This is a genomic window from Streptomyces sp. NPDC059850 (assembly GCF_042731515.1).
GTDB lineage: Bacteria > Actinomycetota > Actinomycetes > Streptomycetales > Streptomycetaceae > Streptomyces.
The window spans coordinates 64,935-78,854 of sequence record NZ_JBHWJI010000031.1 but is presented as its reverse complement, the minus strand read 5'-3'; the positions used below and the strand labels follow the sequence as shown (position 1 = coordinate 78,854).

The window sequence follows — 13,920 nt, the reverse complement described above, 5'->3', positions numbered from 1 at the left end:
GGTCAGCGGGCGAGGCTCGCGTAGATCGTCTTGCCCTGGCCCCGGGTGATCGTCACCTCCCGGGCCAGCCGGCGGACCATATGCCAGCCGAAGCCGCCGGTGCCGGTGTTCAGATCGGGCGGACGGGCCCGGGGAGCCGCCGGGTTCGGGTCGCTGACGGCGACCGTCACCACGTCCGGACCGGCGGAGAGTTCGAGGGTGTACCGGCCGCCCCCGTGCCGCAGCGCGTTGGTGACCAGCTCGGATACCACCAGGAGTATCGCGTCGGTCGCGTCCGGGGCCGGGGCCGGACTGAGCCCCCGGGTGAAGGCGCGGGCGACGGCGCGGGCGCGGTGAATTCCGCCAGGGCTGTCACCCCGCACCACGGTGGAGGCCGTGGGCCGAGCGCTGGCGATCTTCGTGGCGTTCATACGCGTACACCCCTGGTTGCTTCGGATGTGCCCTTTGCAGAGGCTCGTCTGCCCGCTCCGCCGCTTCGCACGCTTGGTCCGGGCACACCAGGCCCTCGACCGTCCGTACCGACAAAAATCTGTCGTGGCGGATGTAGACATCGGTGGGATACCGGAGTTAGATTCCCTGTCGTAGTCACGGCGCCCGATGAGGCGCGGCACACCGACGACAAGGAGGCGGACACCATCAGGATCGCCCGGGCGCAGAGCTGAGGCCGCTCGGGTACCGCACGCCCCGGAAGGGAAGGTGGTCCCCGGTCAGAAATCCGCGATCCCCGCACACTCGTCTGCGCAGACGAGTCCGCGGAAAATGGTGTTGAACCCCTCGGGGCCCTGGAGCCGAAACGGCACCAGGGCCCCTCGACGCGCGACCGACGACAGGACGGATGAGAGGTGTCAGTGGCCGAAGACAGCCAGCACAACCGGCTCGACGACGACGACTACCCCGCGTACACCATGGGCCGTGCCGCCGACCTCCTCGGCACCACACCGGCCTTCCTGCGGGCCATCGGCGAAGCCGGTCTGGTCGCCCCGCTGCGCTCGGAGGGCGGCCACCGCCGCTACTCCCGCCACCAGCTGCGCATCGCCGCCCGCGCCCGGCAGCTGGTCGATCAGGGCACCCCGATCGACGCCGCGTGCCGCATCGTCATGCTGGAAGACCAGCTCGAAGAGGCCCGGCGCGACAACGACGACCTGCGGCGCGGCGCCGTGGAGCCCCGGCGCGACGGCGATTGCGCGACGGGCCCCCGGATGGGTTAAAGTAGATCTTGCAACGCCGCCCCGAGGGGCGGAAGTTGATGCGTCGGTCGTCTAAGGCAAGATACTCGTCTCCAAACGAGGGATGTAGGTGCAAGGCCTGCTCGGCGCTCCATAGAGAATCCCCCTCCTTCCTTGAAGGAGGGGGATTTTTCGCGTCCGGGCACTCACGCGGACGGTGTGGTCCCGCCCGGGTGGCGGTGGCGCCAGGTCCAGAAGACGGCGGTGGAGACGAGCGACCACCCGGCCAGCACCAGGAACGGGAACGCGTGCTGGTGCTCGCCGAAGTAGACGGCCGTGTGCTGGGCGTTGACGGAGGCGCCCGGCGGAAGCCAGCGGCCCACGGTACCGAGCAGCGACGGCAGCAGCGGCCAGGAGACCGCACCGCCCGACGACGGGTTGCCGAGCAGGACCATCAGCCCCCAGGTGGGGATGAGCGCCCAGCGTCCGAACAGGACGTTGAACATGGAGAAGACCATCCCCGAGGTGAACATGGTCAGGGCGAGGATCCCCCAGGACCCGGCGAAGGGCAGATCCAGCGCGCCGAGCCCCCAGTCGACGATCGCGGCGATAACGAAGCCGCCGAGCAGGGCGTACGCGACGGTGAAGGCGATCCGCGCGGCCGGGCTCAGGGCGGCGGCGTTGACACTCAGCTGGACCGCGCCGAGGAAGCCCATGATCACCGCGGCCAGCGAGATGTAGAAGACCGCGAGCCCCCGGGGATCGCCCGGCTGGAGCGGGTTCAGGTCCCGTACGGCGACGGGCACGCCCACCGCCCGGCCCACCTTCGTACCGGCCGAGCCGAGCACCTCGGCGACGCTGGCGCCCGCGGCGGAGGACAGGTCCAGCTCGACGCCGCGGCCGCGCGTCCGCAGGATCCCGAAGATCTGCTGCTCCTCGGCGGCCCAGCGGGCCCGGCCGAACGACGGCTCGCGGCGCAGCCGCAGCGACGTGTCCAGGGCCTTCTCCATCCCGGCGACGAAGCGCCTCGGCGGGGCGTCGCCCGGGTGGGCGCTGACGACGGCGACGGGGATCTGGCGCGGGGTGGGGTTCGCGAAGGCGAAGGTGTACGAGCCCGCGAAGAGCCCCGCGCCCGCCGAGATGATCAGCACGATGACCGTGGCCGGAAAGAACGGGCTGTGCTTGAACCGGGTCCACGGAGACCGGGCCTCCGGGGGCCGGGCCTCCGGGGGCCGGGCCTCGGGAGACCGGGCCTCCGGGGAGTCGTCGTCCGCCATGCGCCCACGCTAGATCGGACACTCCCGGCATATCGCGCGACGTGGCCCGGACAACACCCGGCGGAAATGGTTCGCCAGTCGTTTTGCCGAGGTGAGATCCTGGGGTCCGTATGTCCACGACTCCTGCCCCCGCCCTGCCCGCCCTCCTGGAGCGGCTCCCCGAGCTGATGCTGCGCGACCAGCAGCGGCTGGGGCGCCGACTCGACGGCGCCCGCCGGATCCGTAAGCCCGAGGCCCGTACGGCCGTGCTCGGCGAGATCGCCGAGGACTTCGAGCGGGCGGAGCTGCGGGTCGCGGACCGCCGCGCCGCCGTACCGGACGTCACCTATCCGCAAGAGCTGCCGGTCAGCCAGAAGAAGGACGACATCCTCGCGGCCGTCCGCGATCACCAAGTGGTGATCGTCGCGGGCGAGACCGGCTCCGGGAAGACGACGCAGATCCCCAAGATCTGTCTGGAGCTGGGCCGCGGCGTCAAGGGACTGATCGGCCACACCCAGCCCCGCCGGATCGCGGCCCGCACCGTGGCCGAGCGCATCGCGGACGAGATCGGGACGCCGCTCGGCGAGTCCGTCGGCTGGAAGGTCCGCTTCACCGATCAGGTGAGCCAGGACACCCACATCAAGCTGATGACCGACGGCATCCTGCTCGCCGAGATCCAGACCGACCGCGAGCTGCGCCAGTACGACACGATCATCATCGACGAGGCCCATGAGCGCAGCCTCAACATCGACTTCCTGCTCGGCTATCTGGCCCAGCTCCTCCCCCGCCGCCCCGACCTCAAGGTCGTGATCACCTCCGCGACCATCGACCCGGAGCGCTTCTCCCGCCATTTCGGGGACGCGCCGATCGTCGAGGTCAGCGGGCGTACGTATCCGGTCGAGGTGCGCTACCGGCCGCTGCTGGAGGAGGGCGGCGAGGACAGCGACCGGGACCAGATCACCGCGATCTGCGACGCCGTGGACGAACTGCAGGCCGAGGGGCCCGGCGACGTCCTGGTCTTCCTCTCCGGCGAGCGGGAGATCCGGGACACGGCCGACGCGCTGAACAAGAAGCAGCTGAGATCCACCGAGGTGCTGCCGCTCTACGCGCGGCTGTCGCACGCCGAACAGCACCGGGTCTTCCAGAGACACAGCGGCCGCCGGATCGTCCTCGCGACGAACGTCGCGGAGACCTCGCTAACCGTCCCCGGCATCCGGTACGTGATCGACCCGGGCACGGCCCGGATCTCCCGCTACAGCCATCGCACCAAGGTCCAGCGGCTGCCCATCGAGCCGGTCAGCCAGGCCAGCGCCAATCAGCGCAAGGGCCGCTGCGGCCGGACCAGCGACGGCATCTGCGTCCGGCTGTACTCCGAGGACGACTTCCTCACCCGCCCGGAGTTCACGGACGCCGAGATCCTCCGTACCAACCTGGCCTCCGTCATCCTCCAGATGACCGCGGCGGGGCTCGGCGACATCGAGAAGTTCCCGTTCATCGACCCGCCGGACCGGCGCAACATCAAGGACGGCGTCCAGCTCCTGGAGGAGCTGCACGCGCTGGACGGCAAGCAGAAGGACCCGCGCAAGCGGCTCACCCCGGTCGGCCGGAAGCTCGCCCAGCTGCCGGTGGACCCCCGGCTCGCCCGGATGGTGCTGGAGGCGGACCGCAACGGCTGTGTCCGCGAGGTCATGGTGATCGCGGCGGCGCTCTCCATCCAGGACCCGCGCGAGCGCCCCTCCGACAAGCAGGCGCAGGCGGACCAGCAGCACGCCCGGTTCAAGGACGAGTCGGGCGACTTCCTGGCCTTCCTCAACCTGTGGAAGTACATCCGGGAGCGGCAGAAGGAGCTGTCCTCGTCCGCGTTCCGCCGCATGTGCCGCAACGAGTACCTGAACTACCTGCGCATACGCGAGTGGCAGGACATCTACAGCCAGCTGCGCACGGTCGCCAAGACCATGGACATCCAGCTGTCCGAGCAGGACGCGGCGCCGGACCCCATCCATCAGTCGCTGCTGTCCGGGCTGCTGTCGCACGTCGGGCTGAAAGACACGGAGAAGAACGAGTACCTGGGCGCGCGGAGCGCCAAGTTCGCCGTCTTCCCCGGGTCGGCGCTGTTCAAGAAGCCGCCGCGCTGGGTCATGTCGGCGGAGCTGGTCGAGACGTCCCGGCTGTGGGCGCGGGTCAACGCGAAGATCGAGCCGGAGTGGATCGAGCCGCTGGCCCAGCACCTGGTCAAGCGCACCTACAGCGAGCCGCACTGGGAGCAGAAGCAGGCGGCGGTGATGGCGTACGAGCGGGTCACGCTCTACGGCGTCCCGGTCGTCGCCCAGCGGAAGGTCAACTACGGCCGGATCGACCCGGAGACCAGCCGCGACCTGTTCATCCGCAACGCCCTGGTCGAGGGCGACTGGCGCACCCACCACCAGTTCTTCCAGGACAACCGGAAGCTGCTGGGCGAGGTGGAGGAGCTGGAGCACCGCGCCCGGCGTCGCGACATCCTGGTGGACGACGAGACGCTGTTCGACTTCTACGACCAGCGCATCCCGGAACACGTGGTGTCCGGGGCGCACTTCGACTCCTGGTGGAAGCACAAGCGCCGGGACGAGCCGGAGCTTCTCAACTTCGAGAAGTCGATGCTCATCAACGAGCGGGCGCAGGGCGTCACCAAGGACGCGTATCCGGACTCCTGGCGTCAGGGGAAGCTCAAGTTCAGGGTGACGTACCAGTTCGAACCGGGGGCGGACGCGGACGGCGTGACCGTCCACATCCCGCTCCAGGTGCTCAACCAGGTCACCCCGGACGGCTTCGACTGGCAGATCCCGGGGCTGCGCGAGGACCTGGTCACCGAGCTGATCCGGTCGCTGCCCAAGCCGGTGCGCCGCCACTACGTCCCGGCGCCGAACTACGCCACCCGCTTCCTGGACGGCACCGTGCCGCTCCAGGAGCCGCTGACGGCGGCGCTGGGCCGGGAGCTGCACCGGATGGTCGGGGTGCGGATCGAGCCGGAGGACTGGGACCCGGCCAAGGTCCCCGACCACTTGAAGATCACCTTCCGGGTGGTCGACGAGCGGCGCCGCAAGCTCGCCGAGGACAAGGACCTGGAGGCGCTGAAGCAGCGGCTGCGGCCGAAGACCCGGGCGGCGATCTCCAAGGCGTTCGAGTCCTCGAAGGAGTCCGCCGGTATCGAGCAGCGCGCCGGGCTGACCTCGTGGACGGTCGGCACGCTGCCGCGCACCTTCGAGACCCGCCGCGGCGGCCAGCCGGTCAAGGCGTACCCGGCGCTGGTGGACGAGGGCGCGTCGGTGGCGCTGCGGCTCTTCGACACCGAGCCCGAGCAGCGGCAGGCGATGTGGCGGGGCACCCGGCGGCTGATCCTGCTCCAGCTGCCGTCCAACCCGGCGAAGTTCGCCCAGGGCAAGCTGACCAACCAGGCCAAGCTGGCCCTGTCCAGCAGCCCGCACGGCAGCATCGCGGCGCTCTTCGACGACTGCGTCGCCGCGGCCGCCGACCGGCTCATCGCGGCCCGGGGCGGACCGGCGTGGGACGAGGAATCGTTCCGCAAGCTCTTCGACGCGGTCCGGGCCGACCTCGCGGACGCCACGCTGGACACCGTCCGGAAGGTCCAGGAGGTGCTGGCGGCCTGGCAGGCGTGTGAGCGGCGGCTGAAGGGCATCAAGAGCCCGGTGCTGCTGCCGTCCCTCACAGACGTCAGGGAACAGCTCTCGGAGCTGATGAAGCCGGGCTTCGTGACCGCCCACGGGGTACGCCGCCTCCCGGACCTCATGCGCTATCTGGTGGCCGTGGACCGCCGCCTCCAGCAGCTCCCCACCAACGCCGAGCGGGACCGCAGCCGGATGGCGAAGGTGAAGGAGATGCGGGACGAGTACGCCTGGCTGCTGGAGCAGTTCCCGGCGGGCCGCCCGGTGCCGACAGAGGCACTGGAGATCCGCTGGATGATCGAGGAGCTGCGGGTCAGCTACTTCGCGCACGCCCTGGGCACGGCCTATCCGGTCTCCGACAAGCGCATCGTGAAGGCCATCGACGCGGTGGTTCCGTAGCCCTCTTCCCGGCCTCCGGCACCGCCGGACGGGCCGGGCGGGCGCGAGTTCGACCGCACCCCCTGACCTGCTGTAGAGTCTGTGACGCACCACAGCGAAGCACACAGCGAAAAGGCTGTGGAGCGTCACTGATGGTCCTGTGGAGCAGTTTGGAGTGCTCGCCACCCTGTCAAGGTGGAGGCCGCGGGTTCAAATCCCGTCAGGACCGCACAACACCCGAAGGCCCGGATCCGCACAAGGATCCGGGCCTTCGGTCGTCTTGACGGCGACCCGCGCGCGGCGGTACCCAGACTAGAAGGTGGCGTGGGGCTGGCCGGGAGGTGCGGCACATGACGACGACCGCGAAACATGAGACCAGGGCGCTTCTGCGGGCCCATCTGGCGGCCGCCTCCGGCTACCGCCACTTCACCCGGCACTGCCCGGTCTGCCATCGGCTGCTGCGGCTCGCGATGGAGCCAGCGGCCGAGGAGTCGGCGCCCGGGGAGCCGTCCGGGCCGGTGGGCTCCGATGGGCCATCAACTCAGTAAGCCCTTACCGTAGTTATCCGGAAATCGACAAGCGTTGAACCGTGTGACGGGAGTCACCGGCCGCGTCCTGAGAGTGGGGTAACTTACACCCGCCTCACAACAGGTCAATTTAATATGTGCAATTGCACCCTCTGTCCGGGCCATTCCCGGACCTTCCCAGTACCCCCGGTCCGACACCCCGCGCGGGGCCGTCAAGACCCTCCTCAGCCCCGTCCCCGACCCCATGGGCCGACCCGCGACACGGGCGGACACGGGCGGACGCGGGCGGGACGCGGACAGAACGCGGGCACAAAAAGATCGCGCTGGACCCGGCGGAGTCCAGCGCGATCTACGACGCACCCATGTCGAGCGGTGATGGCCTGTTGGGGCAGGCACCCGTCGTGGTGGAGCCATACAGGCGAAAGCCGGGCTGGGGGGCCCGGATATGCCCGGTTATGCGGTTATTCAGGCCTCGCTGCGCTGCTGCGGGATGCCCGCGAGAAGTGCACGGACCTCCGCTTCGCGGTAGCGCCGGTGCCCTCCAAGCGTGCGGATGGACGTGAGCTTGCCTGCCTTGGCCCAGCGCGTGACCGTCTTCGGGTCCACACGGAACATGGTGGCAACCTCAGCCGGGGTCAGCAGCGGCTCGGCATCAGGGGTGCGAGCGGTCATGAGCGGCCTCCTCGGGAGAACCGAACCATCACGGTTCTTTCCTCTAAATTCTGCACCTTGACCCGCGTTGCCCGAAATGGCGGACGCGGGCCGAGTCGGTTATAGGACGAACGGCTTGTCCTCGGCACTACAACTACACCATCTGTCCAGCCCCGTCGGCCAAACCGATGGAATTGCCCTCTCAGGTGTCCAACCTCGACGGAAGCCGATGGACCATGCCATAACGGACAGTCACGCGGCCGTGACGATCAGTCACAACAGGATCAGGGGTATCAGATCCGCCAAGGAGTGCAATACCGATGAATCCGCCCATACTTGGGCGGAAGGAGAACTTCCCGGACTCCTTGTCCTATTTTGACACGAGGATGGGGGATTGCCGCAAGACCCGAAGTCAGTGCTTTAGATCACCATTGACGTAATGGCCCGGATCGGGACCTACGTCCCCCCGCTCCGGTTCTGACGCACCCGGCCGCCCGATGGATCCGTTTTCCCCGGACCCGGTCCACCTCAGCTGGCGTTCTGCCGGTTCCTGATCTCGCTCCACCGGTCGGTCAGCCGCTCGTACGCGCTGCCGGCGCGCTCCCCGTCCCCGTCCCTCAGTGCCGCGAGCCCTTCCGCCACGTCCGCCGCCGAGCGGTCTTCCTCCAGCTGTCCGGCGGGCACCACGTGCACCAGACCGCCGTAGTCCAGTTCGACCAGCGACCGCGGATGAAATTCCTCCAGCCACCGGCCCACGTCCACCAGGCCGTCGATGAGCGGCCCCTCGCCGAGAGCCTCCTTGAGCACCTTAAGCCCGCGGGCGACCCGCCTCCTGGCCTGGACCATCGGGGTGCGGTAACGCAGGATGAGACCCTCGTCACCCTTGGTGTACTCGCGCTCCTCGTCCGCGAAGAGAACGAACCAGCGGACCGGGACATGCCAGGTCGCCGAGCGGATCCACGGACGGGCGTCCGGGTTGCGCTCCAGCCACTGCTCGTAGTCCGAGGCGGCCTGCCGGCGCACCACGGGAGGCAGCGCGGCGTCCAGGAGGGGGCCGGGAAGGCGCTCGGACAGCTCTTCCAGGGCCAACCAGCCGCGCAGCCGCGTCCGCCACGGACAGACGCATGTGACGCCGTCCACGAGCGCCACAAAGGCGTCCGCGCTCTCGTGCACCGGAACCGGCACCGGCGGCACCGGCAGCAGGTCCGCGAGCGAGCGCCGCAGCTCGTCCTGTGAGCCGGGGAGGTCGTCGCGCTTGGCGTAGCGCGCCCAGTGGGCGCGCTCCGGCTCGGGAAAAGCGGCCAGTGGCTCATAGACACGGAGATACGCCGCATACGGGACAATCACCGAAGACGCCAAGGTCACACGCGCTCCCTCAAGGCCGATACCACCGCCAGGAGTTGCCTACCCCCTGCTCACGGCATCGTCCCACGACCACCATCCGGACTCGTCGGGGACATGGCCGCTCCCGCGCCCTCCCAGGGCTTACGCTCGTGCCCACCGGCCCTCCCCACCAGCACGGAGGGCGCCTTACCCGACCTATGGGAGTCACCACCGTGACCGACGTACGTCACACCGTCAGCGTCGACGGTCCGACGGAGAGTCGCGTGCCGCACCCTCTCTCACCCCTGTCGATACTGTTCCGCTCCGATCTGGGCGGCCATGAGCAGGTCCTCCTGTGCCAGGACAGGGAGAGCGGTCTGAAGGCCGTCATCGCGCTCCACTCGACCGCCCTGGGCCCCGCCCTCGGCGGCACCCGCTTCCACGCCTACAGCGCCGAGGAGCACCCCGAGGAAGCGGCGGTCCTCGACGCACTCAACCTCGCCCGCGGCATGTCCTACAAGAACGCGCTGGCCGGGCTCGACCACGGCGGCGGCAAGGCCGTGATCCTCGGCGATCCCGAGGAGATCAAGACCGAAGCGCTGCTGCTCGCCTACGGCCGCTTCGTGGCCTCCCTCGGCGGCCGCTACGTCACCGCCTGCGACGTGGGCACCTACGTCGCCGACATGGACGTGGTCGCCCGCGAGTGCCCCTGGACCACCGGCCGCTCCCCCGAGAACGGCGGCGCGGGCGACTCCTCCGTACTGACCGCCTACGGCGTCTTCCAGGGCATGCGGGCCAGCGCCCAGGCCTCCTGGGGCGCGCCCACGCTGCGCGGCCGCCGGGTGGGCATCGCGGGCGTCGGCAAGGTCGGCCACCACCTGGTGGAGCACCTGCTCGAAGACGGCGCCGAGGTCGTCGTCACCGATGTGCGCGCCGAGTCGGTCGACCGCGTGCTGGCCCGCCACCCCCGGATCGAGGCGGTCCGGGACACCGGCGCGCTGATCCGCGCCGACCTCGACGTGTACGCGCCGTGCGCCCTCGGCGGCGCGCTGGACGACGACACGGTGCCCGCCCTGACCGCGAAGGTGGTGTGCGGCGCGGCCAACAACCAGCTCGCCCACCCGGGCATCGAGAAGGACCTCGCCGACCGCGGGATCCTCTACGCGCCGGACTACGTGGTGAACGCGGGCGGTGTGATCCAGGTCGCGGACGAACTGCACGGTTTCGACTTCGAGCGGGCCAAGGCCAAGGCGTCAAAGATCTTTGACACAACTTTGGCCATTTTTGATCGGGCCCGGACCGACGGGATTCCGCCCGCGGCCGCCGCCGACCGGCTCGCCGAACACCGGATGGCGGAGGGCCACAACGCCCCCTGAGAGGTGCCTGAGCTGCGCCTGAGCACGGCCTGAGCGCCGCCCGGGGGACACCTGGGCGTCGCCCGGGCGCCGCTTGAGTGACGCCCAGGGATGCTCTCGGGATGCTTCGACAGGCCGTGCGGGAAACGGGAGAACGCCCCTCGGAGCGGGCCGTAACGCCCCGTGCGGGGCCCTCGGCGAGAGATCCCTCACGGCCTGTCGGCGGGTCGGCCCCGGAGACAGGTTAAAATCGCAGCTGACCAGCGGGGACGGGGCTCCCCGCGGGTTCTGCACCGTGGCACGTCGTGTGGGCGACGTACCGTATGGCCACAGAAGCAGGTACCGTTGAAGCCCTACGGACCGGTCTCTCTTAGGGGAGTCCGCTCCGATTCATGAACGTGAACGCGTGTCAAGACTCTGGGGCCGTCGAGCCCCGTCGTTGAGGGGGTCGAGCCATGGGGCGCGGCCGGGCCAAGGCCAAGCAGACGAAGGTCGCCCGCCAGCTGAAGTACAACAGCGGCGGGACGGACCTCTCACGCCTGGCCGAGGAGCTGGGCGCATCGCCGCAATCGAACCAGCCGCCGAATGGCGAGCCGTTCGAGGATGACGATGAGCTGGACGATGACCCGTACGCACAGTACGCGGATCTGTACAACGACGATGACGACGAAGACGACGACCGGTCGGATCCGTCCGCGCAACGTCGCCGCGCCTGAAGGTGTATCCCCGCATCCGCGGGGCTGATCCACACACCCTTCCAGGCGCTCGGCAATCGCCGCACCTCCGCCGGTCCGGGGCACCCCGCCTCGGACCGGCTTCTGTGCTGTCCGCGCACCCGGCGCGGGCCAGCTCAGCTCGCGTAGTCACCGGTCAGCGTCACCGCTTCCGTGTCACCGGCCGAACGGTCGGTGATCTCACCGCTGACCCAGGCGTCGACCCCGCGGTCCGCCAGGGTCGTGAGCGCGGCGTCCACCGACTCGCCCGGCACGACGGCCATCATGCCGACGCCCATGTTGAGGGTCTTCTCCAGCTCCAGCCGCTCCACCGAGCCGAGCCGCCCCACCAGGTCGAAGACCGGTCCTGGGGTCCAGGTCGAGCGGTCCACCTCCGCGCGCAGGCCGTCCGGGATGACCCGGGCCAGGTTGTTGGCGAGCCCGCCGCCGGTGATGTGCGAGAAGGCGTGCACCTCGGTCGTCCGGGTCAGCGCCAGGCAGTCCAGCGAGTAGATCCGGGTCGGCTCCAGCAGCTCCTCCCCCAGCGTCCGGCCCAGCTCCGGAACCTCGCGGTCCAGCGCCCAGCCGGCCCGGTCGAAGAGCACATGGCGGACGAGTGAGTACCCGTTCGAGTGAAGTCCGGACGAGGCCATGGCGATCACCGCGTCCCCCGTACGGATGCGATCCGCGCCCAGCACCTGGTCGGCCTCGACCACGCCCGTACCGGCCCCGGCGACGTCGAAGTCATCGGCGCCCAGCAGCCCCGGGTGCTCGGCGGTCTCGCCGCCGACCAGCGCGCAGCCCGCGAGGGCGCAGCCCTCGGCGATGCCCTTGACGAGGGCGGCGACCCGCTCCGGGTGGACCTTGCCGACGCAGATGTAGTCGGTCATGAACAGCGGCTCGGCGCCGCACACCACGAGGTCGTCCACGACCATGCCGACCAGGTCGTGGCCGACCGTGTCGTACACGCCCATGCGGCGCGCGATGTCCACCTTGGTGCCCACGCCGTCCGTCGCGGACGCCAGCAGGGGGCGGCGGTAGCGGGCGAGCGCGGAGGCGTCGAAGAGGCCCGCGAAGCCGCCGAGGCCGCCCACGACCTCGGGGCGGGTGGCCTTCTTGACCCACTCCTTCATCAGCTCGACGGCGTGGTCGCCCGCCTCGATGTCGACGCCCGCGGCGGCGTAGCTGGCACCAGTGGTCTCAGACATGACCTTGGGATCTTTCGTTTCGGGAAGCGCGTACGAGGGCCGGGGGCCTTAAGGCCGGCGGAGCGCGTCGGCGCCGCCGACACCGGCGGTCAGCGTCCGCACGCCGTCGGCGTCGGCACTGCTCGGGACCGAGGTCTCGGCCTCCAGCAGATGCTTGCCGAGCAGCTCCGGGTCCGGCAGGTCCATCGGGTACTCGCCGTCGAAGCAGGCGCGGCACAGATTCGGCTTGGCGATCGTGGTCGCCTCGATCATGCCGTCCGTGGAGATGTACGCGAGGGAGTCGGCCCCCAGCGACTTGCCGATCTCCTCGGTCGACAGACCGTTGGCGATCAGCTCGGCGCGGGTCGCGAAGTCGATGCCGAAGAAGCAGGGCCACTTGATGGGCGGGCTGCTGATCCGGATGTGCACTTCGAGCGCACCGGCCTCGCGGAGCATCCGCACCAGGGCGCGCTGGGTGTTGCCGCGGACGATCGAGTCGTCCACGACCACCAGCCGCTTGCCCCGGATGACCTCCTTGAGGGGGTTCAGCTTCAGCCGGATGCCGAGCTGCCGGATGGTCTGCGAGGGCTGGATGAAGGTCCGGCCGACGTAGCTGTTCTTGACCAGCCCGGAGCCGTACGGGATCCCGCTCGCCTCGGCGTACCCGACGGCGGCCGGGGTGCCGGACTCCGGCGTCGCTATGACGAGGTCCGCGTCGGCCGGGGCCTCCTTGGCCAGCTTGCGGCCCATCTCGACGCGCGAGAGGTAGACGTTGCGACCCGCGATGTCGGTGTCGGGGCGCGCCAGGTACACGTACTCGAAGACGCAGCCCTTGGGCCGGGCGTCGGCGAAGGTCGTGGAGCGCAGGCCGTTCTCGTCGATCGCGACCATCTCGCCGGGCTCGATCTCCCGGATGAAGGACGCGCCCACGATGTCGAGGGCCGCCGTCTCGGACGCCACCACCCAGCCGCGCTCCAGGCGGCCGAGCACCAGCGGGCGGATGCCCTGGGGGTCCCGGGCGGCGTACAGCGTGTGCTCGTCCATGAAGCAGAGGCTGAAAGCGCCCTTGACCTTCGGCAGCACGATCGGGGCGGCCTGCTCGACGGTGAGCGCCTTGCCGTCCTCGTCTACCTGCCCCGCGAGCAGGGCGGTGACCAGGTCGGTGTCGTTGGTGGCCGCGACCTGGGTGGCCCGGCCCTTGTCTCTGGGCAGGGCCTCGACCAGTTCCGCCAGCTCGGCGGTGTTGACCAGATTCCCGTTGTGGCCCAGCGCGATCGAGCCGTGGGCGGTCGCCCGGAACGTCGGCTGCGCGTTCTCCCACACCGAGGCTCCGGTGGTGGAGTAGCGGGCATGACCGACCGCGATGTGGCCCAGCAGGGAGCCGAGGGAGGTCTCGTCGAAGACTTGCGAGACCAGACCCATGTCCTTGAAGACGAGAATCTGGGAGCCGTTGCTCACTGCGATACCCGCGGACTCCTGACCGCGGTGCTGCAGCGCGTACAGCCCGAAATAGGTGAGTTTGGCGACCTCTTCACCCGGCGCCCAGACTCCGAAGACGCCGCAAGCGTCCTGGGGGCCCTTCTCACCGGGGAGCAGGTCGTGGCTGAGTCGTCCGTCACCACGTGGCACGGCATCGAGTCTAGGCCAGTTCGGCGGTGCGGCCGAACGAGGGACCCGATGGGGGGCGTATGTCACATTTACCGAC

11 protein-coding genes and 2 tRNA genes are annotated in these 13,920 nt (G+C 69.8%); 7 read left to right on the top strand and 6 right to left on the bottom strand.

Going from position 1 to position 13,920, the window contains the following annotated elements:
- Positions 1–2: 2 nt before the first annotated feature.
- The gene (locus tag ACFV9T_RS24920) at positions 3–410 is read right to left on the bottom strand and encodes an ATP-binding protein (protein WP_385444025.1); all 408 of its coding nucleotides are present in this window, start codon (positions 408–410) and stop codon (positions 3–5) included.
- Between the two features lie 495 nt (positions 411–905).
- Here ACFV9T_RS24920 and ACFV9T_RS24915 point away from each other — a divergent pair, with 495 nt between their 5' ends.
- Positions 906–1,208, top strand: coding sequence for a MerR family transcriptional regulator (locus ACFV9T_RS24915; RefSeq protein ID WP_385444071.1), 303 nt, complete (start codon positions 906–908; stop codon positions 1,206–1,208).
- Positions 1,209–1,248: 40 nt separating this feature from the next.
- Positions 1,249–1,320, top strand: a tRNA-OTHER gene (locus ACFV9T_RS24910).
- Positions 1,321–1,372: 52 nt separating this feature from the next.
- On the opposite strand, the gene ACFV9T_RS24905 is transcribed toward ACFV9T_RS24910, so the two are convergent.
- A complete protein-coding gene (locus ACFV9T_RS24905) occupies positions 1,373–2,443 on the bottom strand; it encodes an ABC transporter permease (RefSeq protein WP_385444023.1) in 1,071 nt (356 codons plus the stop codon).
- A 110-nt stretch (positions 2,444–2,553) separates the two neighbouring features.
- On the opposite strand from ACFV9T_RS24905, the gene hrpA reads away from it, so the two are divergent.
- The 3 genes from hrpA (at position 2,554) to ACFV9T_RS24890 (ending at position 7,007) form a co-directional block, all read left to right on the top strand.
- Complete coding sequence (gene hrpA, locus ACFV9T_RS24900) at positions 2,554–6,480, top strand: ATP-dependent RNA helicase HrpA (protein WP_385444021.1); 3,927 nt, start codon at positions 2,554–2,556, stop codon at positions 6,478–6,480.
- Between the two features lie 133 nt (positions 6,481–6,613).
- A tRNA-Asp gene (locus ACFV9T_RS24895) sits at positions 6,614–6,688 on the top strand.
- A 121-nt stretch (positions 6,689–6,809) separates the two neighbouring features.
- Positions 6,810–7,007, top strand: a complete 198-nt coding sequence (locus ACFV9T_RS24890; RefSeq protein ID WP_385444019.1) for a DUF6274 family protein — start codon at positions 6,810–6,812, stop codon at positions 7,005–7,007.
- Positions 7,008–7,451: 444 nt separating this feature from the next.
- Here ACFV9T_RS24890 and bldC read toward each other — a convergent pair whose 3' ends face one another.
- Together bldC and ACFV9T_RS24880 are read right to left on the bottom strand one after the other, a co-directional pair.
- Positions 7,452–7,658 (bottom strand): developmental transcriptional regulator BldC, encoded by a 207-nt coding sequence (bldC, locus tag ACFV9T_RS24885; RefSeq protein WP_003949541.1) that lies wholly within the window; start codon positions 7,656–7,658, stop codon positions 7,452–7,454.
- Between the two features lie 507 nt (positions 7,659–8,165).
- Positions 8,166–9,002 (bottom strand): hypothetical protein, encoded by an 837-nt coding sequence (locus ACFV9T_RS24880; protein ID WP_385444018.1) that lies wholly within the window; start codon positions 9,000–9,002, stop codon positions 8,166–8,168.
- A gap of 176 nt (positions 9,003–9,178) precedes the next feature.
- Between ACFV9T_RS24880 and ACFV9T_RS24875 the strand changes: the two genes are divergently transcribed.
- Both ACFV9T_RS24875 and ACFV9T_RS24870 read left to right on the top strand, forming a co-directional pair.
- On the top strand, positions 9,179–10,336 hold the full coding sequence (locus ACFV9T_RS24875) for a Leu/Phe/Val dehydrogenase (protein ID WP_385444017.1): 1,158 nt from the start codon (positions 9,179–9,181) through the stop codon (positions 10,334–10,336).
- Positions 10,337–10,770: 434 nt separating this feature from the next.
- The gene (locus ACFV9T_RS24870) at positions 10,771–11,031 is read left to right on the top strand and encodes a DUF3073 domain-containing protein (RefSeq protein WP_385444015.1); all 261 of its coding nucleotides are present in this window, start codon (positions 10,771–10,773) and stop codon (positions 11,029–11,031) included.
- A 134-nt stretch (positions 11,032–11,165) separates the two neighbouring features.
- On the opposite strand, the gene purM is transcribed toward ACFV9T_RS24870, so the two are convergent.
- Together purM and purF are read right to left on the bottom strand one after the other, a co-directional pair.
- Entirely contained in the window at positions 11,166–12,236 is a 1,071-nt protein-coding gene (purM, locus tag ACFV9T_RS24865; protein ID WP_385444013.1) for a phosphoribosylformylglycinamidine cyclo-ligase, read from the bottom strand.
- A 48-nt stretch (positions 12,237–12,284) separates the two neighbouring features.
- Complete coding sequence (gene purF, locus ACFV9T_RS24860; RefSeq protein WP_385444012.1) at positions 12,285–13,844, bottom strand: amidophosphoribosyltransferase; 1,560 nt, start codon at positions 13,842–13,844, stop codon at positions 12,285–12,287.
- Positions 13,845–13,920: the final 76 nt, after the last annotated feature.

Excerpts from the sequence above, each read along its gene's own strand:
- ACFV9T_RS24875 (WP_385444017.1), top strand. The coding sequence starts at position 9,179 with ATGGGAGTCACCACCGTGACCGACGTACGTCACACCGTCAGCGTCGAC.
- hrpA (WP_385444021.1), top strand. The coding sequence starts at position 2,554 with ATGTCCACGACTCCTGCCCCCGCCCTGCCCGCCCTCCTGGAGCGGCTC.
- ACFV9T_RS24905 (WP_385444023.1), bottom strand. The coding sequence starts at position 2,443 with ATGGCGGACGACGACTCCCCGGAGGCCCGGTCTCCCGAGGCCCGGCCC.
- ACFV9T_RS24870 (WP_385444015.1), top strand. The coding sequence starts at position 10,771 with ATGGGGCGCGGCCGGGCCAAGGCCAAGCAGACGAAGGTCGCCCGCCAG.
- ACFV9T_RS24890 (WP_385444019.1), top strand. The coding sequence starts at position 6,810 with ATGACGACGACCGCGAAACATGAGACCAGGGCGCTTCTGCGGGCCCAT.
- ACFV9T_RS24915 (WP_385444071.1), top strand. The coding sequence starts at position 906 with ATGGGCCGTGCCGCCGACCTCCTCGGCACCACACCGGCCTTCCTGCGG.
- purM (WP_385444013.1), bottom strand. The coding sequence starts at position 12,236 with ATGTCTGAGACCACTGGTGCCAGCTACGCCGCCGCGGGCGTCGACATC.
- ACFV9T_RS24920 (WP_385444025.1), bottom strand. The coding sequence starts at position 410 with ATGAACGCCACGAAGATCGCCAGCGCTCGGCCCACGGCCTCCACCGTG.
- bldC (WP_003949541.1), bottom strand. The coding sequence starts at position 7,658 with ATGACCGCTCGCACCCCTGATGCCGAGCCGCTGCTGACCCCGGCTGAG.